At 67.9% G+C, this 23,063-nt stretch carries 25 protein-coding genes; 13 read left to right on the top strand and 12 right to left on the bottom strand.

Going from position 1 to position 23,063, the window contains the following annotated elements:
* The first annotated feature begins 8 nt into the window (after positions 1 to 8).
* Positions 9 to 884, top strand: coding sequence for an alpha/beta fold hydrolase (locus tag MZV50_RS04030; protein WP_252633135.1), 876 nt, complete (start codon positions 9 to 11; stop codon positions 882 to 884).
* On the opposite strand, the gene MZV50_RS04025 is transcribed toward MZV50_RS04030, so the two are convergent.
* Together MZV50_RS04025 and MZV50_RS04020 are read right to left on the bottom strand one after the other, a co-directional pair.
* Positions 851 to 1,864, bottom strand: coding sequence for a DUF4917 family protein (locus MZV50_RS04025; RefSeq protein ID WP_252633134.1), 1,014 nt, complete (start codon positions 1,862 to 1,864; stop codon positions 851 to 853). The two genes, MZV50_RS04030 and MZV50_RS04025, sit on opposite strands and share 34 nt — an antisense overlap.
* Positions 1,865 to 1,941: 77 nt before the next feature.
* Positions 1,942 to 2,772, bottom strand: a complete 831-nt coding sequence (locus tag MZV50_RS04020) for a pirin family protein (protein ID WP_252633133.1) — start codon at positions 2,770 to 2,772, stop codon at positions 1,942 to 1,944.
* Positions 2,773 to 2,919: 147 nt separating this feature from the next.
* Between MZV50_RS04020 and MZV50_RS04015 the strand changes: the two genes are divergently transcribed.
* The 7 genes from MZV50_RS04015 to MZV50_RS03985 all read left to right on the top strand — a co-directional run bounded on the left by MZV50_RS04015 (position 2,920) and on the right by MZV50_RS03985 (position 8,089).
* Positions 2,920 to 3,252, top strand: coding sequence for a hypothetical protein (locus tag MZV50_RS04015; protein WP_252633132.1), 333 nt, complete (start codon positions 2,920 to 2,922; stop codon positions 3,250 to 3,252).
* An 80-nt stretch (positions 3,253 to 3,332) separates the two neighbouring features.
* On the top strand, positions 3,333 to 4,433 hold the full coding sequence (ychF, locus tag MZV50_RS04010; RefSeq protein ID WP_252633131.1) for a redox-regulated ATPase YchF: 1,101 nt from the start codon (positions 3,333 to 3,335) through the stop codon (positions 4,431 to 4,433).
* Between the two features lie 63 nt (positions 4,434 to 4,496).
* A complete protein-coding gene (locus MZV50_RS04005) occupies positions 4,497 to 5,192 on the top strand; it encodes a dienelactone hydrolase family protein (RefSeq protein WP_252633130.1) in 696 nt (231 codons plus the stop codon).
* On the top strand, positions 5,192 to 5,869 hold the full coding sequence (locus MZV50_RS04000) for a dienelactone hydrolase family protein (RefSeq protein WP_252633129.1): 678 nt from the start codon (positions 5,192 to 5,194) through the stop codon (positions 5,867 to 5,869). Before MZV50_RS04005 ends, MZV50_RS04000 begins: the two co-directional genes overlap by 1 nt.
* A gap of 75 nt (positions 5,870 to 5,944) precedes the next feature.
* Positions 5,945 to 6,631 carry a hypothetical protein gene (locus MZV50_RS03995; RefSeq protein ID WP_252633128.1) on the top strand — a complete coding sequence of 229 codons (687 nt, stop codon included), beginning with the start codon at positions 5,945 to 5,947 and terminating at the stop codon, positions 6,629 to 6,631.
* Between the two features lie 49 nt (positions 6,632 to 6,680).
* Entirely contained in the window at positions 6,681 to 7,442 is a 762-nt protein-coding gene (locus tag MZV50_RS03990) for a hypothetical protein (RefSeq protein ID WP_252633127.1), read from the top strand.
* A 176-nt stretch (positions 7,443 to 7,618) separates the two neighbouring features.
* Entirely contained in the window at positions 7,619 to 8,089 is a 471-nt protein-coding gene (locus tag MZV50_RS03985) for a GNAT family N-acetyltransferase (protein WP_252633126.1), read from the top strand.
* 66 nt (positions 8,090 to 8,155) lie between these two features.
* On the opposite strand, the gene MZV50_RS03980 is transcribed toward MZV50_RS03985, so the two are convergent.
* The 3 genes from MZV50_RS03980 to petA are packed head-to-tail and all read right to left on the bottom strand — an operon-like array spanning position 8,156 to position 10,859.
* A complete protein-coding gene (locus MZV50_RS03980) occupies positions 8,156 to 9,010 on the bottom strand; it encodes a cytochrome c1 (RefSeq protein WP_252633125.1) in 855 nt (284 codons plus the stop codon).
* A gap of 5 nt (positions 9,011 to 9,015) precedes the next feature.
* The gene (locus MZV50_RS03975) at positions 9,016 to 10,302 is read right to left on the bottom strand and encodes a cytochrome b (RefSeq protein WP_252633124.1); all 1,287 of its coding nucleotides are present in this window, start codon (positions 10,300 to 10,302) and stop codon (positions 9,016 to 9,018) included.
* Positions 10,303 to 10,307: 5 nt separating this feature from the next.
* On the bottom strand, positions 10,308 to 10,859 hold the full coding sequence (petA, locus tag MZV50_RS03970; RefSeq protein ID WP_252633123.1) for a ubiquinol-cytochrome c reductase iron-sulfur subunit: 552 nt from the start codon (positions 10,857 to 10,859) through the stop codon (positions 10,308 to 10,310).
* A 201-nt stretch (positions 10,860 to 11,060) separates the two neighbouring features.
* Between petA and MZV50_RS03965 the strand changes: the two genes are divergently transcribed.
* Both MZV50_RS03965 and MZV50_RS03960 read left to right on the top strand, forming a co-directional pair.
* A complete protein-coding gene (locus MZV50_RS03965) occupies positions 11,061 to 11,525 on the top strand; it encodes a tRNA (cytidine(34)-2'-O)-methyltransferase (protein WP_252635171.1) in 465 nt (154 codons plus the stop codon).
* Positions 11,526 to 11,575: 50 nt separating this feature from the next.
* A complete protein-coding gene (locus tag MZV50_RS03960; RefSeq protein ID WP_252633122.1) occupies positions 11,576 to 13,603 on the top strand; it encodes an FkbM family methyltransferase in 2,028 nt (675 codons plus the stop codon).
* A gap of 22 nt (positions 13,604 to 13,625) precedes the next feature.
* Here the strand turns inward: MZV50_RS03960 and MZV50_RS03955 are convergent, their stop codons facing one another.
* Positions 13,626 to 14,045 carry a hypothetical protein gene (locus tag MZV50_RS03955; protein ID WP_252633121.1) on the bottom strand — a complete coding sequence of 140 codons (420 nt, stop codon included), beginning with the start codon at positions 14,043 to 14,045 and terminating at the stop codon, positions 13,626 to 13,628.
* An 80-nt stretch (positions 14,046 to 14,125) separates the two neighbouring features.
* Complete coding sequence (locus MZV50_RS03950) at positions 14,126 to 14,851, bottom strand: glycosyltransferase family 2 protein (protein ID WP_252633120.1); 726 nt, start codon at positions 14,849 to 14,851, stop codon at positions 14,126 to 14,128.
* A gap of 56 nt (positions 14,852 to 14,907) precedes the next feature.
* Between MZV50_RS03950 and MZV50_RS03945 the strand changes: the two genes are divergently transcribed.
* From MZV50_RS03945 to MZV50_RS03935, 3 genes are read left to right on the top strand one after another with little or no spacing between them, the layout of a single operon-like run.
* Positions 14,908 to 16,608, top strand: a complete 1,701-nt coding sequence (locus MZV50_RS03945) for an ArnT family glycosyltransferase (protein WP_252633119.1) — start codon at positions 14,908 to 14,910, stop codon at positions 16,606 to 16,608.
* Entirely contained in the window at positions 16,605 to 17,504 is a 900-nt protein-coding gene (locus tag MZV50_RS03940) for a hydroxymethylglutaryl-CoA lyase (RefSeq protein WP_252633118.1), read from the top strand. The genes MZV50_RS03945 and MZV50_RS03940 overlap by 4 nt, the downstream gene beginning before the upstream one ends.
* A complete protein-coding gene (locus MZV50_RS03935; protein ID WP_252633117.1) occupies positions 17,501 to 17,887 on the top strand; it encodes a hypothetical protein in 387 nt (128 codons plus the stop codon). The genes MZV50_RS03940 and MZV50_RS03935 overlap by 4 nt, the downstream gene beginning before the upstream one ends.
* A gap of 60 nt (positions 17,888 to 17,947) precedes the next feature.
* Here the strand turns inward: MZV50_RS03935 and MZV50_RS03930 are convergent, their stop codons facing one another.
* The 5 genes from MZV50_RS03930 to yidD all read right to left on the bottom strand — a co-directional run bounded on the left by MZV50_RS03930 (position 17,948) and on the right by yidD (position 23,032).
* Positions 17,948 to 18,529 carry a hypothetical protein gene (locus MZV50_RS03930; RefSeq protein WP_252633116.1) on the bottom strand — a complete coding sequence of 194 codons (582 nt, stop codon included), beginning with the start codon at positions 18,527 to 18,529 and terminating at the stop codon, positions 17,948 to 17,950.
* Between the two features lie 337 nt (positions 18,530 to 18,866).
* Positions 18,867 to 19,820 carry a LysR substrate-binding domain-containing protein gene (locus MZV50_RS03925; RefSeq protein WP_252633115.1) on the bottom strand — a complete coding sequence of 318 codons (954 nt, stop codon included), beginning with the start codon at positions 19,818 to 19,820 and terminating at the stop codon, positions 18,867 to 18,869.
* 52 nt (positions 19,821 to 19,872) lie between these two features.
* Entirely contained in the window at positions 19,873 to 20,799 is a 927-nt protein-coding gene (locus MZV50_RS03920; protein WP_252633114.1) for a glycosyltransferase family 2 protein, read from the bottom strand.
* Complete coding sequence (thrS, locus tag MZV50_RS03915; protein WP_252633113.1) at positions 20,799 to 22,781, bottom strand: threonine--tRNA ligase; 1,983 nt, start codon at positions 22,779 to 22,781, stop codon at positions 20,799 to 20,801. The genes MZV50_RS03920 and thrS overlap by 1 nt, the downstream gene beginning before the upstream one ends.
* Positions 22,778 to 23,032, bottom strand: coding sequence for a membrane protein insertion efficiency factor YidD (yidD, locus tag MZV50_RS03910; RefSeq protein ID WP_223392956.1), 255 nt, complete (start codon positions 23,030 to 23,032; stop codon positions 22,778 to 22,780). The genes thrS and yidD overlap by 4 nt, the downstream gene beginning before the upstream one ends.
* Positions 23,033 to 23,063 lie beyond the last annotated feature (31 nt).

Genomic DNA, 23,063 nt, shown 5'->3' with positions numbered 1-23,063 from the left:
ACCAAGCCATGAGACTTTCAACGCCCGTCCGGGCGATCGCGACCGGCTGCCTGCTGTTCTGGGCCGGCCTGGCCCACGCCCGGACCACCTTCGCCGAAGCCGAGGGCGGCAAGATCGCTTACGAGACCTGCGGCGCCGGCGACAGGACGATCGTGCTGCTGCACGACGGCATCCTGCACGCGGCGGCGTATGACGACGTCTGGCCGCTGCTGTGCCAGCGCTTCAAGGTCGTGCGCTACGATCGGCGCGGCTACGGCGCGACGCCGGCGGCCACCGCGCCCTTCGCCTCGGTCGACGACCTGGCGGCGGTGATGAAGGCGGCGGGGGTCACCCGCGCCACCCTGGTCGGCTCTTCGGCGGGGAGCGGGATCGCCGTCGACTTCGCCCTGGCCCATCCCGAAGCCGTCGACGGCCTGGTGCTGGCCGGGCCGTGGGTCAGCGGCTTCTCGCCCTCGGCCGGCTTCATCGCGCGATCGCTGAAGCTGGTCGCCCTGATCAAGCTGGGCGATCTCGAGGGCGCGGTGAAGGACCCCTACATCCTGAGCCCCACGGCCGACGCCGAGCGCGCTCGGGTGGTGGCGCTGCTGAAGGCCAACCCGCAGAACCTGAGCGGCGCCGGGCGCAAGCTGGAGCGCGCCGGGCCCGACGCCAAGGATCATCTCGGCGAGATCCGCGCGCCCACCCTGGTTCTGGTCGGCGCGCTCGACATCGGCGACGTGAAGACCCAGGCCAAGGCCGTGGCGGACGCCGTCCCCGGCGCCCAGTTGGAGACCGTCCCGGCGCTTGGACACTTCATGTACCTGGAGAAGCCGAAGGCCTTCGCCGACCGCGTGGCGGCGTTCGTGGACGGTCACCCCCAGGGCGCGGCTTCGGCGGGATTGTAGCTGAAGACCTCCAGCGGTGGACCGCCGCGCTCCGCGCGCTTGGCGACCCACAGCTCGGCGGCCTTTCGGATCTCGGCCTTGGCTTCCGATCGGTCAACGTCGCGCACCGAGATGAAGACCTCGGACACACGTCCGTCGGGTATCCTCTCGAAAATGTGCGCGTCCTCCGCCCGCAGCGAGTGCCCGAAGATGAAGAGACTCGCCTCGGGATCGTCGCATGCCTCACCCAGGCAGTCGGACGCGGCCTTCAGGTAGCGGCTCTCCTCGATGCGCACCCGCTTCTCATGGGACGAGCCCTCCGAGATGAACAGCGGCACGTCCTGCTTCTCGATCCGGCCGCCGATCGCGTCGATCAGACGGTCGGGAACAGCCAGCTTCTGGGTGACGCCTTCGGCCTCGAAGAGATGCAGCGCACCGTGCAGATAGAAGATCCGTTGCTCCCGCCCGGGCGCCCAGGTCAGGGGACGGCCTCCAAGGAAGCCGTCATTGGCCTCAAGGACGTCTTTTCCACGCATCAGCGCCCAATAGAGCAGAAGGTCGTAGTTGGTGCTGAACACGTTGCCCAACAGGGCCTTGCCCCGCGCCTTGCCGACGAAGTGGCCCAGAAAGCTGGCGCAACAGTCGAATAGATCGCCCAGCTCGCTCGGCGCGGCCGGATGGGTCCCCGCGATCGCCGACACCAGCAGACGCCTCAGATCGTGGTGGTCGTTCTCGATGATCTTGATGAGAGCCTCGGCGCCCTCATGAACCTCGAGCACCCGCTGCGCCTCGCGCAGGGCTCGCGCCACGCGCTCGAAATCCGCTGTCTGGAATGAGTCGAAGAGCGCATCGATGCGATCGGATTCGCCGACGATCTTGCCTTGCAAGGCATCGTATCGGAAATCCGACCATGCGGAGATGCTGAAGCCGTTGCCAAGCAGAAGATGGCGGCGGCGCTGGGCCGTTCGTTCGATCGCGTTCGTGAAGGTGATAGGGGTCAAGGGCGGTAACTCCGGTACCTTCGCCCTTAGAACCATTCCAGGTTTAATCGCCCGTGAACATAATCATCGATTGAGCTTCAGAACCGCCCCGACCGGAAGTCCTCGAACGCCTGGACGATCTCCTCGCGCGAAGTCATCACGAACGGGCCGTGCCAGAACACCGGCTCGCCGATCGGACGGCCGGCCAGCAGCAGGGCGCGAGCGTCGGTGACGGCCTCGACCCGGACGGTGTCGCCGCTTCCCAGGAACACGCCCGACAGCGCGTCCACGGTGTCGTGGGCCACCCGGACTTGGCCCTCGTAGACGGCCAGCATGGCGTTGCGGTCGTCGCCGACCGGCTCCTCGAACACGGTCCCGGCCGGCAGCACCACATCGAAATAGAGCGCGTCGACCGCGCCTCCGCCGATCGGACCGGCGGTCCCGCCGTCCGTGACGCCCGAGATCACCTTGACCGACACGCCGCTGTCGCGGGCCTCGACCGGGATCGCGTCGCTCTCGAACTCCGAATAGCCGGGCGCGCTCATCTTCAGCTTGGCCGGCAGGTTCACCCACAGCTGGAAGCCGCGCATGCGGCCTTCCGACTGCTCGGGCATCTCGGAGTGGACGATGCCCTTGCCGGCCCGCATCCACTGGATGCCGCCCGGCCCGATCACGCCTTCACGGCCGGTATTGTCCTTGTGACGCATCCGGCCTTCCAGCATGTAGGTCACGGTCTCGAAGCCGCGATGCGGATGGTCGGGGAAGCCGCCCATGTAGTCCGACGCCTGGTCGTTGTCGAAGCAGTCCAGCATCAGGAACGGGTCGAACATCTGGGCTTCCGGCGTGCCCAGCATCCGGGTCAGACGCACGCCATCGCCGTCCGAGGCGGGCAGGCCCTTCACGATCTTCAGGACGGGTCGAACGCTCATGGGGAAGCTCCTTTCGCGCATTGATATCTGATCAGGTTGCAGTTCGCGCAAGGGCTCTGCGGAATAGATCTACTTCCGATTGAAAATAGGCTTTACAGGTCGCTATGGGCGCAACACCTTAGGGACGGCTATAGGGGTAGGGATGACATGATCGGCTTTCGGAAAGTGGCTCTGATCGGCGTCGCCCTTCTCGCGACGGCCTGCAGCGCCAGCGAGACACGCATTCCTGCCCGCATCGTGATGAGCGGACCGGTCGACGCGGTGACCGCGCATGGCGTCGCCGAGGCCAACGCCACGCACGGCCAGCTTCGCATCACGGCCGGCGCGATCAAGGGCACCGCGGAGGCCACACTGACGCTGCCCGCCCGCACGCCCAGCCACAAGGCGTTTCGAGCGATGATCCACTGCATCGACGCCAAGCTCTCATGCGCCTTGCACGGCGAGTCGGTTACCCGCGTGGTCCGCGCGTCTCTGGGCTAGCCCTCCTCGAACGACGGGGCGCGGTCGCCTTTCGCGACCATACGTGCTAAGCGCGCGCCAACGAAATTCACGAGAGTTCCATGGCCCTAAAAGTCGCCATCGTCGGCCTGCCCAACGTCGGCAAGTCCACCCTGTTCAACGCCCTGACCCAGACGGCGGCGGCCCAGGCGGCCAACTATCCGTTCTGCACCATCGAGCCCAACACCGGCGACGTGGCCGTGCCCGAGCCGCGCCTGGACGCCTTGGCCAAGATCGCCGGCTCCAAGGAAATCATCCCGGCCCGGATCACCTTCGTCGATATCGCCGGCCTGGTGCGCGGCGCCTCCAAGGGCGAAGGCCTGGGCAACCAGTTCCTGGCCAACATCCGCGACTGCGACGCCATCGCCTTCGTGGCGCGCTGCTTCGAGGACGACGACATCACCCACGTCGAGGGCCGTATCGACCCGCTCAGCGATCTCGAGATCATCGAGATGGAGCTGATGCTGGCCGACCTGGAGAGCCTGGAAAAGCGCCTGCCGGCCATCGAGAAGAAGGCCAAGTCGGGCGGCGACAAGGACGCGGCCAACACCCTGCGCCTGATCAACCTGGCCCTGGCCCAGCTGCGCGAGGGCCGCCCGGCCCGCGCCGCGACCGTGGACAAGGACGACGAGAAAGCCTGGCACATGCTGCAGCTGCTGACCTCGCTGCCGGCCCTCTATGTCTGCAACGTCGAGGAAGGCAGCGCCGACAAGGGCAACAAGTACAGCGATCTGGTCGCCGAGCGCGCCGCCCGCGACAACGCCAAGGCCGTGGTCATCTCGGCCCAGATCGAGAGCGAGATCGCCCTGCTGGACGCCGAGGAGCGCACCGAGTTCCTCGAGACCCTGGGTCTGGCCGAGCCCGGCTTGAACCGCCTGATCCGCGAGGCCTACAACCTGCTGGGCCTGCAGACCTACTTCACGGTCGGCCCCAAGGAAGCCCGCGCCTGGACCATCCATGTCGGCGACACCGGCCCGCAAGCGGCCGGCGTCATCCACACCGACTTCGAGAAGGGCTACATCCGCGCCGAGACGATCGCCTTCGACGACTTCGTCAAGCTGGGCGGCGAGGCCGGCGCCAAGGAAGCCGGCAAGATGCGGGCCGAGGGCAAGGAATACGTCGTCAAGGACGGCGACGTGATGCACTTCCGCTTCAACGTCTAAGCGTTCAGAACATCAGCGGCCGGAGCGGAAACGCCCCGGCCGCTTCGCTTTGGGGAGTACGCCATGTCCGAGATGATCACCCTGACCGCCACCCACGACGGTTTCGCGTTCACCGCCCTGCACGCCCAGCCGGAAGGCGCGCGGAAGGGGGGCGTGATCGTCATCCAGGAGATCTTCGGCCTCGACAGGTACGTTCAAGAGGATGTCGCCCGCTGGGCGGCGCGCGGTTTCGAGGTCGTGGCCCCGTCGATGTTCGATCGCGGCGAGAAAGGCTTCACGGCCTTGCACGACGAGGCTGGCTTCGCGCGCGGTCGCGAGCTGGCGGTAGCCAACGGCCCCGACAACGCCATGGGCGACATCCAGGCCTGCATCGATTTCCTGAAGGATCGCGGGCCGGTGTTCATCGTCGGCTACTGCTACGGCGGCACCATGGCCTGGCTGGCGGCCGCGCGGCTGGAGGGGCTGGCGGCCGCCTCCAGCTACTATGGCGGCCAGGTCGCCGGCATGGCGAAGTTCGACCTCAAGGCGCCGGTGATCGTCCATCTAGGCGCCAAGGATCCGCACATCCCGGCCGAGGAGGTCAAGGCCGCCATCTGGGCCGCGCACCCCGAGGTTCCGATCCACGTCTACGAAGCCAGCGGCCACGGCTTCAACAACGACGGCCGCCCGGACAGCGACCTGGCCGACGCCGAACTGGCCCGCCAGCGCACCGTGGCGTTCTTCGCCGAGCATGCTACTGGGGAAGGGGTCGCCCACTGATGGGCCAACGCATCGCCCTGGCCACGCGCGACGGCGCGCCGTTCGCGGCCTACCAGGCTCCACCCCAGGAAGCCCGGCGCGGCGGCATCGTCATGCTGCACGCCATCTGGGGCGTCACCCCGCATATCCGCCAGCTCAGCGACAGCCTGGCCGAGCAGGGCTACGAGGTCATCGCCCCCAGCCTGATGGACGCGGCCGACGCCGACTTCCCGATCGAGGACACCACGCCGGCCATCCTCGACGCTCGCATGGCCATGGGCCAAGCGACCGGCTGGGGCGTCTCGACCCTGCCCCGCGTCCAGGCGGCGATCGACGCCCTGGACGGGCCGGTGTTCGCCATGGGCTTCTGCTACGGCGGGACCACGGCCTGGCTGGCCGCGTGCCGATGCGAGGGGCTGGCGGCCGTGTCGGCCTTCTACGGCGGCGACATCGTCGCCTATCGCGACGAAACGCCCAAGGTCCCGACCATCCTGCACTTCGGTAAGACCGACAGCCTGATCCCGATGACCGATGTCGAGGCGATCCGCGACGCCCATCCGGACCTGCCGATCTATCCGTACGACGCCGGCCACGCGTTCGTCGCGCCCAGCGGCCATCATCCGGACAGCGCCCGTCTGGCCCTGCTGCGCACCCTGCAGCTGTTCCAGCGCTCGGGCGGGAGCAAGGCGGAAGCCTGACGACGCGCTGTGGTTGACCCGACGCGGCGACAGGATCAATCTGCTCAACCTTAAGCATCGAGGGGGAGCAGGCTCATGCGCAGGATCATTTTCGGCCTCGTCGCCATGCTGGCGCTGGGCGACGCCCCGGCCTTCGCCCAGTCGGGCTACATTCCGCCGCCGCCGCCGACGCGGCAGTTCATGAAGGACGTCGACCTCTTCAAGGTCCAGAAGTCGGGGCCCCGCATCAAGCCGCGCGAGTCGGGCAATCCGATGCAGGTGAAGCTGGCCCGCGAGCTGGCCGCCGAGCTGAAGATCCCCTGCGATGTCGTCGACGCCGCGGAGTTGTCCGACCAGCCGTCCCGGGTGCCCAGCTATGAGTTGGTCTGCCGCGATGCGATGGGCTGGATCATCAATCGCAAGCCCGGCGGCGAGACCCAGACCCTGGACTGCCTGGCCGTGCAGGACTCGGCCGCCGCCGCTGGCAAGGCTTGGCCACGCGGCCTCTACTGCCTGATGAATGGCAACTTCCAGCCGGCTCTCGGCCTGACGCCGATCGCGCACAAGATCGCGCCAGACTGCGAGGTGGCCGACGGCGCCTATCTGGGCGCGGGCGGCACGCCGCCGATCGTGCGCTACGAACTGCGCTGCAAGAACGGCAAGGGCTTCATCGTCGACAACCCCTCGCCCGGCTCGGCCGCGACGCTCAGCGCCATGAGCTGCGCCGAGGCGGCCCAGGCCGGCGCGCCGTGCAAGCTTGCGGATCGCAAGCAGCCAGGCTGAGCCATCGAGCCCATCGCGCAGGGGCGATGGCTGAGCTAGGCTGTCGGGCATGCGTCGTCGCGTCGCCGCCCTGATCCTGTCCCTGTCGCTCGCCGGCGCCGCGCGGGCGGGCGAGACGGCGTGCTGGTTCGAGAACGGGGCCGTCGTGGCCCCGGCGGTGATCGGCGACATGGCCGGCGACTACGTCATCGACCTGTCGGCGCCGCGCACCCTGCTGCACGAGACCAAGGCCCAGATGGAAGGCATTCTGGAGCCGGAGCTGCCGTTGCGGGTGGAGGTCGCGGGCCTGAAGGCGCAGGCCGTGTCGGTGAAGGTCGCCGACCTGGACGCGCGGGGCGCGGGCTTCGTCACCCCGATCGCCGGCGTCATCGGCATGGACGTCCTGGCCGGCCACAGCGTCGAGATCGACTTCGCCGCCTGCCGCCTGCGCATCGACCAGCCCTGGCGCGCCCGCCAGCAGGTGGTTTTCCCGGTCGCGGTGGTCGAGGGCCTTCCGACCATTACCGCGGGCGTCAGCGACGGCCCCACGGCCCTGCGCGGGGCCTTCGCGATCGACACGGCCTCACTGGCGATGATGCGACTGTCGACGCGCGGCGCGGCGGCGACAGGGAAGCTGGACATGACCGCCCGCCACAAGGCCCCGGCGAAGCTGCGGGCGCTGTCGCTCGGCGGCGTCCTGGCCGAGAACGTCCCCGCCAACCTGACCGACGACCTGCCTGAGGGCGTCACGGGCGCGCTGGGCACGGGCCTGTGGGCCCGCCATCGCCTCCGCCTGGCCGCCGACGCCCGCACCCTGGCGATCGCGCCCTGAGCTTGCCCTCGAGCGCCCGCCCCTCTAAGGCTGGACGCTCGGACGCAGGAGAGCGCCTTTGATCGTCGTCGCCATCGCCACCAGCCGCCGTCGCGGCGACGCGAGCCTACGCGCCTGACGCCGCCGCTCGGCCCTTCGCGCTGATCCCAGCGCGCTTCCCAAAGCCGAGACTAGACATGCTTATCGAAGCCAAGACCCTGGACTTCGCCGCCCTGCTGCGCGGCGAGGCCCCCGCGCCCTATCGCCTGTGCGACAGCCCCCTGGCTCCGCCGGAGGTGCTGGCCATGCTGTCCGAACTGGCCGACCGCATCCGGCCGATCTTCAGCCCCGCCGCCTGGATGATCATCGAGGACGACGAGATCGTCGGCCTGATCTCGCCGACCCAGCTTCTGGACGCCGCCGACCGCTCCCTGCGGATCGGCTATGGCGTCGCGCCCACGCGCCAGGGCCGGGGCGCGGCGACCCGCGCCGTTCGCGACCTGGCCGCCTGGGCTGTGGCGGACGAGCGGGTGCGGGCCTTGACCGCCGAGACCTCGGTCGACAACCCCGCCTCCCAGACGGTGCTGGCCCGCAACGGCTTCCAGGCCGTGGGCGAACGTGTCGACAGCGAGGACGGCCCGCTGATCCTGTGGCGACTGGACCTGTAGGCGCAAAGAAGAAGGGCCCGGTGTTCCCACCGGGCCCTTCGACATTCAGTCTTGCGTCAGCGGCGCTTAGTGCGACTCGTTGCGCCACACGGTCTTGTAGCTGGCGTACAGCAGACCCGAGAGCAGCAGCAGGTAGATCAGCACGGCGAAGCCGGTCTGCTTGCGCTCTTCCAGCTTGGGCTCGGCGGCCCACATCAGGAAGGCCGAGACGTCCTTGGCCTGCTGGTCGAGGGTCGACTTGGTGCCGTCGTCGAAGGTCACCAGATCGGCCTTCAGCGGCGGGGCCATGGCGATGAAGCCGCCCGCCGGGACGTGCTTGTGGTCGCCATGCCAGGCCGAGGTCAGGTCGCCCGGGAAGTACGGGTTGTAGTGACCGCCGGTCGGGACCGTCAGGCCCTTCGGCGGCTCGACGTAGCCGGTCACCACCGAGTAGATGTGGTTCGGACCTTCTTCGCGGGCCTTGGCCAGCAGCGACATGTCCGGCGGCAGGGCGCCGCCGTTGCTGGCGCGGGCCGCGGCTTCGTTGGCGAAGGGCGACGGGAAGTGGTCGGCGCTGGTGGCCGGACGCTTGATGGCGTCACCGGTCTCGCTGTCGATGTCGGCGACCTCGTAGTCCTTGGCGATCGCCTTGACCCACGGGTTGTCGTTCGAGTTCTTGTACTTCTCGCTGTAGAACGGGCCGCCCTTGTCGCCGAGGTTGCGGAACGACACCAGCTTCAGCGAGTGGCACGCCGAGCAGACCTCGCGATAGACCTTGAAGCCGCGTTGCAGCTGGGCCTGATCGAACTTGCCGAACGGGCCGTCGAACGACCAGTGCACTTCCTTGGCCGGCAGGGCCCCGCCATTGGCGAGAGCCGGGCCGGCGGCGCCGACGACCAGGAGACCCGCCGCCGCCGCGATAACCGAGAGTTTGCGGAGCATCGGGATCAACCCTTCTTGGCGTCGGCCGACAGGGCCGGCGAGGCGATCGAGTCCGGCACGGGCAGGGTCTTTTCGACCAGACCCAGGACCGGCAGCACGACCAGGAAGAAAGCGAAGTAGTAGAGCGAGGCGACGCGCGACAGCCACACGAAGCTGTTCAGGTCCGAGCCCATCAGCTGGAACGTGGTCAGGTGCGGGATCACCGGATCGTCAGGCAGCTTGGCGCCGCAGAAGCCCAGGATGATGGAGGCCACCAGGAAGAACACGAAGTAGATCTTCGCGGTCGGGCGGTAGCGCATCGAGCGCACCTTCGAGGTGTCCAGCCACGGCAGGGCGAACAAGCAGGCGATGGCGCCGAACATGGCCAGCACGCCCATCAGCTTGTCCGGCACGGCGCGCAGGATCGCGTAGAACGGCAGGAAGTACCATTCCGGAACGATGTGCGACGGCGTCACCAGCGGGTTGGCCTCGATGTAGTTGTCGGCATGGCCCAGGGCGTTCGGCATGTAGAAGACGAAGAACGCGAAGAGGATCAGGAAGACGCTCATCGCGAAGCCGTCCTTCACCGTCGCGTACGGGGTGAAGGGAACGGTGTCGGCCTTCGACTTGGGGTCGACGCCGGTCGGGTTGTTCTGGCCGACCACGTGCAGGGCCCAGATGTGCAGGATCACGACGCCCGCGATCATGAAGGGCAGCAGGTAGTGCAGCGAGAAGAAGCGGTTCAGGGTCGGGTTGTCGACCGCGAAGCCGCCCCACAGCCAGGTGGTGATGCTCTCGCCGACCAGCGGCAGCGCGCCGAACAGGTTGGTGATGACGACGGCGCCGTGGAACGACATCTGGCCCCAGGGCAGGACGTAGCCCATGAAGGCGGTGGCCATCATCAGCAGGTAGATCACGCAGCCCAGCAGCCACAGCACCTCACGGGGCGCCTTGTACGAGCCGTAGTACAGGCCGCGCAGCATGTGGATGTAGACGGCGATGAAGAACATCGACGCGCCGTTGGCGTGCATGTAGCGGATCAGCCAGCCATAGTTCACGTCGCGCATGATGTGCTCGACGCTGGCGAAGGCGCCCTGCGCGCTCGGATTGTAGTGCATCACCAGGATGATGCCGGTGATCAACTGCGAGGCCAGACACAGCGACAGGATGCCGCCGAAGGTCCACCAGTAGTTCAGGTTACGCGGCGTGGGATAGTCGACGAACGAGTCATAGCCCAGGCGCACGATCGGCAGACGGGCGTCGAGCCAGCGCTCGATACCGGTCTTCGGTTGATAGGTCGAATGTCCGCTCATCTCGCTTAGCCGATCTTGACCTTGGTGTCGGTGAGGAAGGCGTAGTCCGGAACCACCAGGTTCAGGGGCGCGGGGCCCTTACGGATACGTCCCGAGGTGTCGTAGACCGAGCCGTGGCACGGGCAGAACCAGCCGCCGTACTCACCGCCGCCGAAGGTCGGCACGCAGCCCAGGTGGGTGCAGTTGCCACCGACGATCAGCCAGTTGGCCTTGCCGGGCTTCACGCGCGAGGCGTCCGTCGCCGGATCCTTCATCTGCGCGCCGTCATCGGCCACGGCCTTGGCGATCTCGGCCTTGGTGCGGTTGCGCACGAACAGGGGCTTGCCGCGCCACTTGATCGTGACTTGCTGGCCCTCGGCGACCTTGGTCAGGTCGAACTCGGTCGAGGCCAGGGCCCGCGTATCGGCGGACGGGTTCATCTGGTCGATGAACGGCCACACCAGGGTCGCGGCGCCGCCGGCGGCGGCCGCGATCGCGGCGATGTGAATGAAGTCGCGCCGGGAAGGATCGCTCCCGTGTTCCGGCTCGGTCGTTGCGCCCACGGCGGTGTCGGCCACCTAGTCACCCCTTTATTCCGCCTGCCGCGGGAGCGGCGGGCTTGGAGAAGCGCCTTTCGACGCCATATCTTGCTCGACCCGCAAACGGATCTCCGCCACAAGGCAGCGGTCGGATCGTCCTATCGGACGCGCGGACGAAGTCCGCAAGTCCTTTCGATTCGCGGCAAAGCCCCTGCTAGCCTTGTGGTTGGTTCGCTTATTATGCGCATCGCACTTTTTCAACCGGGTATTCCCCAGAACGTCGGGGCCGCCATCCGGCTTTCGGCCTGTTTCGACGTCGGGCTGGACGTCATCGAGCCGTGCAGTTTTCCCTTGGACGACAAAAGCTTGAAGCGCGCCGCCCTAGACTACGGTCCCCTGGCGCGGCTGAAGCGCCACGACGGTTGGGAGGCTTTCCTTAAGGCGCCGGAACGCGCCGAGGGGCGCCTGCTGCTGTTCACGACGAAAGGCGCGACCGCCTTGCATCGTTTTTCGTTCGAGCCCGGAGATACGCTGCTGTTCGGCAACGAGAGCCGAGGGGCGCCCGACGAGGTCCACGCGGTGGCTCAAGGCAGGATCGTCATCCCGATCATGCCGGACGCCCGCTCGATGAACCTGGCGACAACGGCGGCCATGGCCCTGGGCGAGGCCCTGCGGCAGACGGACGGTTTCCCGGACCGGATTTGAGTTGGCCGGAACCCTGGCGCGACGACCGATCTCCCTTAGAATATCAACTCATGATCGATTCTGAGCGTATCGGCGTGGATGTGGCCTACCTTCGGTCGAGGCTGGACTGGGTCCAGCTGGCGCCGTTCCAGATCGGAGCGTCACTGGATCCGGTCCATACCGAGTGCCTGATGCAGGCCTCGCGCGACTTCCGCTTCCAGCGCTTTCGACGCATGGGCGACATCGCCGCCGCCACGCGCCGGGTCTTCGGAACCGACAAGGATCATGGACTGACCCTGTCCAACATCGGTCTGTCCTCGGCCATGCTAGGCGATGTGCCGGCGGCCTTCGAGGCCTTGAAGGCTGCTCGCGACGGGTGGCCCGACATCGCCGAGCATCACTACAACTGCGGCGTCATGGTCCTGCGGTTCAGCCGCGACCTTGAGGCCGCCGAAAACTGCTTCCTGGGCGGCCTGATCCGGGACGCCTGGCACGGCGCCTCGTGGCTGGCCGTCGCCATCGTCCGGCTGGAGCGAGGCAACTACGAAGGCTGCGTGGAGGCCTGCCGCGAGGCGATCGCGCGCGAAGCCTCGCCGGCGGGCGAGGCCGAGCTGTGCCTGGCCGCCGCGCTCGAACGGTTGGGCCGTCCCGTCGAATGGCCCGACCTGGCCCCGGACCCCCGACTCGCCGCGCCGGAGGCGTTCGACATCGTCGCCCGCAAGGCCGACCGGACCGTGCTCAGCGTCGCCCTCGGCGATCGCGAGGCCCAGGCGGCCCTGCGGCTGGCGGCGTCGCTGGACGCCGTCGCGCCCGATTGGAACGTCCATCTGCACCTGTGCAACGCCTCGCCCGCCACCGCCGAGGTCGTGGCGGCGTGGGCGGACGCCCGCCCCCAGCGGACCGGCGTCTCGACCGAAACCCTGCTGACCGATCCGATCGCCAGCCTGGACGAACGCTTCGGCGTGATCCGGCTGCGGACGCTGGCCGCGTTCGCCGGCGCGGTGGGCGGGGACGTGGTGCTGGCGCATCCGCGCACCGTGTTCTCGGCCGATCCCGCGACTCTGCTGCCCGACGCCGAGCAAGGCGTGTCCCTCGTGGTCCGCGATGGCCTGCTGTGGAACCAGATCGGCCAGGACCTGATCGGTGCGCGGCCCGGCGAGGCGGCCGACGCCTTCCTGGGCGACATCCGGCTGGCGGCCCTGCCCTCGCTGTGGCGTCAGGCCCCGATGGCCGCCGGCGTCGCCCTGTGGCGAGCCCGAGTGGCGAGCCCGAACGTCCGCATGCTGGAGGCGGCCGACCTGGCCCTCGCGCCCCTCGAGGCCGAGCCCCCGCCGCCGGAGGCCCCGCCGCCTCGGGTGATGTTCAACGAGACTCTGGCCTCGCGCTTCGGCCCGATGCTGCTGAACAGCAACGACCTCTACGTCTCGGCCGGGATCCGCGAGAACGGCGCCTGGTCGCCCGAGGAGACCGACCTGCTGGGACGGCTGGTCGGGACCGGCCAAACGGTGCTGGACGTCGGCGCCAACATGGGCTCGCACACCCTGGCCTTCTGCAATTTCGTCGGCCCGACAGGCCGGGTCCACGCCTTCGAGCCACAGCGGATCATGTTCCAGGCCATGGTGGCCACCGTGGCGATGAACAGCTGGACCAACGCCTACTGCCACCAGAAGCTGGTCGGGGCCGAGAGGGGCAGCCTGCGGCTGCCGGGCGTCAGCTACGAGACACCCAGCAACTTCGGCATGATGACCCTGGCGCCCGACCGCGAGCGCGCCCAGACCCTGACCTACCTGGACGACGACGACGGCGAGGAGGTCGAGATGATCACCCTCGACAGCCTGAAACTGCCCGCCTGCCATCTGATCAAGATCGACGTCGAGGGCATGGAGATCGACGTCCTGCGCGGCGCGACCGAGACCATCAAGACCCACCGCCCGCTGATCTACATGGAATGCCAGAACGACGAGCGCGGCCAGGCGTCGCTGGAGCTGTTGAAGTCGCTGGGCTACGAGACCTGGTGGCACGGCGACCACGGCTCGCCCAATGTCCTGGGCTCGCCGATCGAGCGCGGGCTGTCGGTGATGGGCCTGAGGATCGCCTGAGGCGAACGCCTGGAGCCGCCCCCTACTCCCCGAAGTCGACATCCCGGCGGGCGGCGACGATCGTGACGATGAAGCCGGCCAGCACGTCCAGCAGCACCATCAGGGCGACCAGGAAGAAGGTCGAGGTCGCGAAGGCCGGGAAGAGCAGGAACTCGACCAGGCACAGGATGAACAGCACCATCGATAGCGAGTGGTTGATGATGGCGATCCGGCGGCTGGTGGTCGACTTCAGAAGCTCGACGAACAGCACGACCAGGGAGGCCGCCAGCAGCAGGTCGCCCAGGCTGACCGCCCATCCGGCGCGCGAGGCCATCTGGATCGTGAACAGGGTGTCGGTCATGCGGACGCTGGCGTCGGCGGCCTTGAAGCCACCCACCAGGGTCAGGGCGATCAGGTTGTAGATGAGCACCGGCAAGGCCAGCAGCGGAACCGCGGCGAACATCGAGCTTCCCCCTTTGAACCTGTCCATTTCAGATAACATCCGATCAGGATCAACAGGCTCGAAACTTTAGGCCCAAGGCGTCAGGCCTCGTCGACACCCTGTGGGTCGCGGGCCCGCGACTGCAGCCACATCACGCCCAGCAGGTCCGAGATCGAGGCCTTGAGGCGGCCGAGGTTCGTGTACTTCGACACGCCCGTCTCGCGGTGACGGTGGTTCACCGGCTGGAAGGCCACGTCAAAGCCCTCGCGCAGCATCAGCGCCGGGATGTAGCGGTGGATGTGATCGAAGTATGGCAGGCGCAGGAAGGCCTCGCGGCGAAAGGCCTTGAGACCGCAGCCGGTGTCGTTGGCCGTGTCCTTCAGGAGCCGCTTGCGGACGCCGTTGCCGAACTTGGACGCGAAGCGCTTGGCGCTGGAATCCTGGCGCTTGACGCGCTCGCCGCCGACCAGCGCCAGGGTCGCGGGACCGGCCCGCAGGGCCTTGGCCAGGCGCGGCGCGTCGGCCGGGTCGTTCTGGCCGTCGCCGTCCAGGGTGACGATGATCGGCCCGCGCGCGGCCAGGATGCCGCTGCGCACCGCGCGGCTCTGGCCCGAGTTCTTGTGGTGCCCCAGCACGCGCAGTTGCGGGATCTCGGCCTTCAGGGCGATCAGGCGGGCCTTGGTGTCGTCGCGGCTGGCGTCGTCGACGAAGAGCATCTCGTAGTTTTCGCCTGCGAAGGCGGTCGCGATCTCGCGGGCCAGCTTCGGCGCGGCCTCGCCCTCGTCGAAGACGGGAACGACAACAGAGAATTCGGGCGTAGAGCTCATCGCCCTCTAATAGCGGAAAAATTTCCACACGAAAGGATCGTGCTAAAGCAGAGCCCATGACGCTTGAATCTCGCCTGGATGACTGGAGCCGCGGTTGGCGCGGCCCCCTGTTCGCCGCTTTGGTGGCCCTGATCGCGGGCCTGCCCGGCCTGTTCGCCATGCCGCCGCTGGACCGCGACGAGTCGCGCTTCGCCCAGGCCACGTCGCAGATGCTGGAGACCGGCGACTACGTCGTCATCAAGTTCCAGGACCAGCCGCGCTTCAAGAAGCCCGTCGGCATCCACTGGCTGCAGGCGATGAGCGTCAAGGCGCTCTCGGACGCCGAGGACCGGCGGATCTGGGCCTATCGCATCCCCTCGCTGCTGGGGGCGATGCTGGCGGCGGCGGCCTGCGCCTGGGGCGCGGCGGCGCTGTTCGATCCGCGCACGGGCCTGCTGGCCGGCTCGATCCTGGGCGCGACCTTCCTGCTGTCGTCGGAAGCCTTCATCGCCAAGACCGACGCGGCCCTGTGCGGCTCGACCACCCTGGCCATGGCCGCTCTCGCACGGATCTACGCCGCCCACCTGAACGGCGAGAAAGCCGGCAAGTGGGCCAAACTGGCCTTCTGGGCGGGCTTGTCTGTCGCGGCGCTGATCAAGGGGCCGGTCGGCCTGCTGGTCGCGTTCCTGGCCCTGGCCGCCCTGGCGATCTGGGACCGCAAGGCCGGTTGGATGAAGGACCTGGGCTGGACCTGGGGGCTGATCCTGTTCGCGGCCATCACCCTGCCGTGGGCGATGATGATCACCGTGGCCACCGACGGCGCGTTCTGGGGCACCGCGATCGGCGGCGACCTGGCCCCCAAGATGGCGGGCGGTCAGGAGGGCCATTCGGGACCGTTCGGCTACCACACCCTGCTGGCCCCGCTGCTGTCGTTCCCGGCCACCCTGCTGCTGCCCGCGGGCCTCGTCTTGGGCTGGACCCGGCGCAAGGAACCGGGCGTGCGCTTCGCCCTGTGCTGGCTGATCCCGACCTGGCTGATGTTCGAGATCCTGCCGACCAAGCTGGTGCACTACGAACTGCCGGCCTACGGCGCCCTGGCCATGCTGATGGCCGCGGCCGTGCGCGAGCCGCTGGGCCGGTGGCCGCGCTGGATCGGGGCCGCCCTGTCGGTGCTGATGGGCGCGCTGCTGGCCGCCGTCGCCGTCTACGGCCAGAAGGAATTCGGGACCCGCAACGATCTGGCGTGGGCCGCGCTGGCCGCCCTGCTGGCCCTGGCCGCCGGGATCGCCGGCGCGATCCTGTTGCTGCGCCACCATTCCGCGCGGGCCCTGGTCACGGCCGGCGCGCTGGGCGTCGCGGCCCACATTGCCCTGACCGCCGGCCTGATCCCGCGCCTGGAGCCGCTGTTCCTCTCCAAGGACGTCGCCGACGCCCTCGACACCGCCAGGCTGTCGCCGCGCTCGGGCGCGGCCGGACCGGTGGCCCTGACCGGCTATTCCGAGCCCAGCCTGATCTTCCAGCTGGGCACGGCCACGGAGCTGACCACCGGCGTCGGCGCGGCCGACGCCGTGTCCGAAGGCCGCCCGGCCGTGGTCGAGGGCCGCGAGGAAAAGCCCTTCCGCGACGCCATGGCCGAGCTGGGCCTGACGCCTCGCCCAGTCGCCACGATCCAGGGCCTGAACTATTCCGACGGCGATCAGGAGAAGCTGACCATCTATCGAGGGGAGCCTCAGGTCGAGCCGCCCGAGGACGCCGCGGGCGAGGAGGCCGTGCGATGAGCCGCTTCATCCAGATCGTCGAGGTCGGGCCGCGCGACGGTCTGCAGAACGAGAAGGCCATCCTGTCGGTCGACGAGAAGCTCGATCTGATCCGCAAGCTGGAAGCCGCCGGCGCCAGGCGGACCGAGGTGGTCTCGTTCGTCAATCCCAACCGCGTGCCGCAGATGGCGGGCGCGGAGGAGATCATGGACGCCCTGTCCCCGGACCGCGTCCATTCGCGCATCGGCCTCGTCCTCAACATGCGCGGCTGGGAGCGCTGCGTCTCGACCGGCTGCGACGAGGCCAATGTCGTGGTCTGCGCCTCGGACGGCTTCGGCGTCGCCAACCAGGGCGCGACGGTCAGCCAGCAGCTCGATACGCTGGCCGCCATCGCCGAGCGCCAGAGCATCGACGGCGGGCCGCCGATCACCGCCACCATCTCGGTCGCCTTCGGCTGTCCGTTCGACGGCGAGGTGTCGGAGGACCAGGTCGTGGCCATCGCCCGCGAGGCCGCCGCCCTCGGGATCCCCGAGATCGCCATCGCCGACACCATCGGCGTCGCCGATCCCTGGGTCGTGACCCGGCGCATCGAGGCCGTGCGCGCCGCCGCGCCCGACACGCGCCTGCGCATGCACTTCCACGACACCCGCAACACCGGCCTGGCCAACGCCTATGCCAGCGTCCAGGCGGGCGTCGACGTGCTGGACGCCTCGGTCGGCGGCCTGGGCGGCTGCCCGTTCGCGCCGAACGCCACGGGCAATATCGGCACCGAGGACTTGGTCTACATGCTGGAACGGGCCGGCTTCGAGACGGGTTACGACCTGGGCGTGCTGATCGCGATCGGCCGCGAGATCAGCGACCGCCTGGGCAAGGCCCCCGCCTCGTCCCTGGCCCGCGCCGGAGACTTCCCCGCATGATCCGCTCGCGCGCGCCTAATTGGGCCGCCCTGCTCCTGCCGATAGCCCTGGCCGCCTGCGCGACGGCCCCGCTGGCGGACACTTCAGGCGGCGAGGCTCACTGCGACGTGACCCTCAAGTTCGCGAGCTACGGCGCAGGGATCGACCGGGCGCTGTCGGACAAGGTGGCGACCACCGTGAAGGCCGACCGCGATGTGGCGAACGCCGAACGCAAGCCGTGGGGCAAGGAAGGCGAATACGACCTGTGCCTGACCGCGAGGCCAAGCAAGGGCATGGCGGTCTATGAGCGCTATCGGGCGATGCTGCCGGCGAAGAGCTTGAAGGCCCCGACCTCGATCGAGGGACCGGGCGGGATGCGGTTCGAGACCATCGGGCCGATGTGAAGCGCAGGCATTCGACCCAAAGGTGCTCGCCGCGCAGCGAACACCCCGGGCCAAGACTCGCTAGTGCATGTGCGCGTGTTCGCACGTCACATTGGGGTTCATGTCGGCGAAGACCCCCTTCGGGTTGGGCCGCCACGCCCAGACATGTAGCTCGTAGAACGGCTTCAGGCCGTAGCGGTTCGGCGCCCCGGTGAAGCTGAACAGCTGGCCCTTCAGCGACGCGGGTCCCTTGAAGCTGATGTACTCGACCGCCACCAGCTCCATCTTCCCGCTCGCAGTCGGTTCGTACATCACCGCTTGAGGGCGACCGATATCGGGGGCTTCGTCCTCGAGATACTTGGCGTTGACGTAGTGGACCCCCATCGCGCCGCCATCGACGCCACTGGTGCAGGGAATGGGCGAATAGCCTTCCGCGACGGCGACCGAGACATCCTTAAATCGAGCGTTGGTTTCGCGAACCGCCACAGCGAGGGAGTTGCCTGATGGCTTTGTCGACGTCGCCGCCAACGCTCGGGAGCTTGCTCCATCCAAGAGCACCCAGAGAAAAAAACCGGCGATCGTCGCAAGGGCGATGATCGCGCCGATGCCTCTCCACGACACGGAAAGATTCGGTTTCTCGGATTTGACCACATATCGACGCACCTGAAGCCCTCCAGATTGGCTTTGCATCGCCGTCAAAGCGACGGCTGGATTGAATGGAAAAAGGCGGGAAGGAAGGCGCGCCCTCGCGGGACCACGACGCTCTCCCCGTGGGCTGGCTATTCGGCCAAGCCTGGACCGGATCGCGCGGGATGGCCCCGAAACCCCGGCGTACGGGGCGCAAGCTGGTCTTCAAGCATCTGTAAACGCTGCACAATTTCCATGAACGACAGCGATCTGGATAGGCGATCTTACGGTTGAGTTCGAACGATAGATTTTCTCACCGACTGTGAGCCGCCCTAACAATGGAGAGCGGGCGGCGCCAGGCAGGAGATCCCGGTCAGCCGTGTCCAGCGGACGCCGACACCGTGGACGGCGCGACGTCCCGCCGGGTCGTCCGAGGTCCGTCGAAGGGGCGCGCGCCCTGAGCGGCCTGAAGCGCCAGCCAGTCGGCCAGAGCCTCGATCCGACGCGACTTGCGTGTTTCGCGACGCCAGACGACCCAGAAGCCGCACTCTGAGGGCGCCACATCGTCCAACGGACGAACCAGCCGCCCCGACGCCAGGTCCGGAGCCACGACCGTGTCGCGGGCCAGTGCGACGCCCAGACCCGACGCCGCCGCGTCGAGCAGCATCAGCGAATCGTCGAACACCATGCCGGACGGCGGCGGGGTCGGCAGGTCGAAGCGGGAAAACCACAGAGACCACGGCCGATGGGGGTGATGGATCAGAGGCGCGGCCAGCAGGTCGGCGGCGACGTCGATGCGATGGCGCGACAGAAAGGCCGGACTGCAGACCGGGGCCAACGTCTCCATGAACAACAGGCGTTGCTCGACGCCCGGCCAGTCGCCCTTGCCATAGCGAATGCCGACGTCGACGCCGTCGGTCACGAAATCGGCCACCTGGTCGTCGACGCGCAGAGCCAGATTGGCGCCCGCAGGGTCCGCCAGCAGCGCGGGCAAACGCAGGGGCAGCCAACGACTGGCGAACTGGCTGTCGATACTGACGACGAGCGGGTCACGCTCGGCGGCGGCGGCGAACGCGGTGATCGCCGCGGTCAGACCGTCGACGTGACGGCCGATCGCCTGGGCCAGGCGCAGCGCCTCGGGCGTGGGGGCCATCTGCCCTCCGCGACGCTCGAACAGGCGCGCGCCGAGTTCGCCTTCAAGCCGGCGGATCTGCTGGCTGATCGCCCCGTGCGTGACGGAAAGTTCTTCGCCGGCGCGGGTGTAGCTGCGGTGTCGGGCGGCCGCCTCCAGGGCGCGGAGCGCGAAGAACGGCGGTAGGCGAACCATGGTCCCCTATACCGAAGGCGGCGTTGCAAAACAACGTACCGCCCCTGCCCTCCTAGATCGGTCGCCCCGTCATCTTCCACAGCAGCGGGCGGAAGATCGACATCAGCATGATGGCCGGGGCCAGCGCCACGGCAGCCGCGAACAGTTGCAGGCTGTCGGCGCGCTTGATGAAGTAGCGGCTCAGGCCCACGCCCTTGTGGAACTCGACCTTCAGCGGATGCTCCTGGCTGGTGTGGCCCAGGTGGACGACCTCGGCCTCGGGCTGGAACAGCACCTGGCCGCCGGCCCGGCGGGCCCGCCAGCACAGGTCGATGTCCTCGACGTGCAGGAAATAGCCCTCGTCGAAGCCGCTCAGGGCCTCGAAGTCGCGGCGGCGCATGGCGAAGCAGGCGCCGGAGATGGTCGGCATCGGCGCCGGACCGCGCGGCAGCGGCTCGTTCTCGCGATGGATCTCGAAACCGGCCAGTTGCGGATGGCGGCGGGTGAACTGGCCGAAGGTCAGCACCGTGCTCATCGGCGTGACCTCGCCCCGGCGGCCGCCGCGCTGTTCGGTGCCGTCGATGTTCAGCACCCGCGCGCCCACCACGGTCGGCGTCGGCTGGCCCTTGAAGGCCGTGACCAGCGCCGCCACGCAGCCAGGCCGCAGATTGGCGTCGGGATTGAGGAAGACGATGTATTCGCCGCCCGCCGTGCTGGCGCCCAGGTTGGCGCCGCGCGCGAAGCCGATGTTGCCGTGGCCCTGCTTGAGCACGACGCGCGGCTCGGTCAGGGCCAGCGAGCGCAGCATGTCCTCGTCGCGCGAGGACGAGCCGTTGTCGATAATGACGAACTCGTCGACAAGCGGCTCGGCCAGCACGTGACGGATACTCTCGGCCAGCGCCTCCCCCGTCCGATAGACGACCATCACCACGGACACGTTCGGACGAGCCGGACGGGCGCCCACGGCCAGGGTCGAAGCGGACGGAAGGATACTGTTCATCAGGCGGTCGCGGCCTCTCCGACGATGGGCTGGGCGACGCCCTGGGCGCGCTTGATGTCGGGCGGGGTGGCGTCGGACTTCAGCACGCGGAGCGCTTCATCCAGCGACAGTATGCTCTGGCCTTCGCCGCCGAGGCGACGCAGGGCCAGCTGCCCCGTCTCGGCTTCCTTGCGTCCGACCACGGCGATCACGGGCACCTTGGCGAGGCTGTGCTCGCGAATCTTGTAGTTGATCTTCTCATTACGCAGATCCACTTCCGCGCGCATCCCCAGCTTCGTCAATTTCTCGACGACCTCAAGGGCGTATGCGTCGGCGTCGGATGTGATCGTGGCCACGACCACCTGCGTCGGCGCCAGCCACACGGGCAGGGCACCAGCGAAGTTTTCCAGAAGGATGCCGATGAAACGCTCGAAAGACCCCAAGATCGCTCGGTGAAGCATCACCGGACGCTTCTTCGAACCATCCTCCGAAACGTACTCAGCGTCCAATCGTTCCGGCAAAACGAAATCAAGTTGCAGCGTGCCACACTGCCAAACTCGACCAATGGCGTCTTTCAGCGAGAACTCTAGCTTCGGGCCGTAGAAGGCGCCTTCACCTGGCTGAAGCACCAAGGTCTCGCCCGCGGCTTCGGCGGCCTCTGACAAGGCGGCCTCGGCCTTGTCCCAGACCTCATCCGTGCCGGCGCGCAGTTCAGGACGCGTCGAGAACTTGGTATCGGCCAGCGTCATGCCCAGATCGCTATAGACCGAGCGCAACAGTTCGATGAACCGGGCGCTTTCCTCCGTGACCTGCTCTTCGCGGCAGAAGATGTGCGCATCGTCCTGCGTGAAGGCGCGCACCCGCATGATGCCATGCATGGCGCCCGACGGCTCGTAGCGGTGGCAGGCGCCAAACTCGGCCATCCGCAGCGGCAGCTCGCGATAGCTCTTCTGGCCGACGTTGAAGATCTGGATGTGGCCGGGGCAGTTCATCGGCTTGACCGCCAGGACTTCGCCCTCGGCGCTCTCGCACATGAACATGGCGTGGCCGAACTTCTCGGCGTGGCCCGACTTCTCCCACAGGCTCTTGTCGAGGATCTGGGGCGTCTTCACTTCCTTGTAGCCGGCCGCATCCAGGCGACGACGCATGTAGTCCTCGAGCACGCGGTACAGGGCCCAGCCCTTGGCGTGCCAGAACACCATGCCCTTGCCCTCTTCCTGGATGTGGAAGAGGTCCATCGTCTTGCCCAGCTTGCGGTGATCGCGCTTCTCGGCTTCCTCGATGCGTTTCAGGTACGCGTCCAGGTCGGCTTCCGAGGCCCAGGCCGTGCCGTAGATGCGCTGCAGCTGGGCGTTGTTCTGGTCGCCGCGCCAGTAGGCACCGGCCAGCTTGGTCAGCTTGAACGCCTTGCCGACGTGCTTCGTCGACGGCAGGTGGGGACCCCGGCACAGGTCCTCCCAGTTCCCCTGGCGATAGACCGTGATCGTGTCCGTGCCCGGCAGGTCACGGATGATCTGGGCCTTGTACTGCTCGCCGATGCCGTCGAAGTGCTTGATCGCCTCGTCGCGGTCCCAGACCTCGCGCGTAATCTTCTCGTCGCGATCGACGATCTCCTTCATGCGCTTCTCGATCGTTTCCAGATCGTCCAGGCTGAACGGTTCTTCGCGGGCGAAGTCGTAGTAGAAGCCGTCCTCGACGTTCGGGCCGATCGTCACCTGGGTGCCGGGGAACAGCTCCTGCACCGCTTCGGCCAGCACGTGGGCCGTGTCGTGGCGGATGGTGTCGAGGGCCTCGGGCGCCTCGCGCGTCAGGATCTCGAACTTGCGCTCGCCGCCCAGCAGGTCGGGCGTCAGCGGGCGATCCAGGTCCAGCACCTGGCCGTCCAGCTTGATCAGCAGCGCCTTCTTTTCCAGCGACTTGGAGATGGCTGCGGCGACGTCACGCCCCGTCGAACCATCGGGGTACTGACGGGAGGAGCCGTCGGGGAAAACCAGATCGATCATTCTTCACATATCCACTTGCGTGGCTGACGTCCCGGCGGCGGGGGATCATACCCCGAACCACCCAACGGATTGCAGCGGCAGATCCGTCGCAACGCCAACCAGGAACCCTTGAGCGGGCCATGATCCTTGAGGGCGGCCGCCGCGTACTCCGAACAACTCGGCGCGAAACGGCACTGCCGCCCGATGAGAGGCGATAGCGTCAACTTGTAGGCTCGCAGGCCCAGGTCGACGGTGCGTTCGTAGAGGGTCATGCCGGCGCGCGACTGTTAGTCCAGTAAAGTA

The sequence above is a fragment of the Caulobacter segnis genome, from assembly GCF_023935105.1.
GTDB classification, from domain to species: domain Bacteria; phylum Pseudomonadota; class Alphaproteobacteria; order Caulobacterales; family Caulobacteraceae; genus Caulobacter; species Caulobacter segnis_B.
The sequence above is the reverse complement of the archived record's forward strand: the minus strand, read 5'-3'. Positions and strand labels throughout refer to the sequence as shown.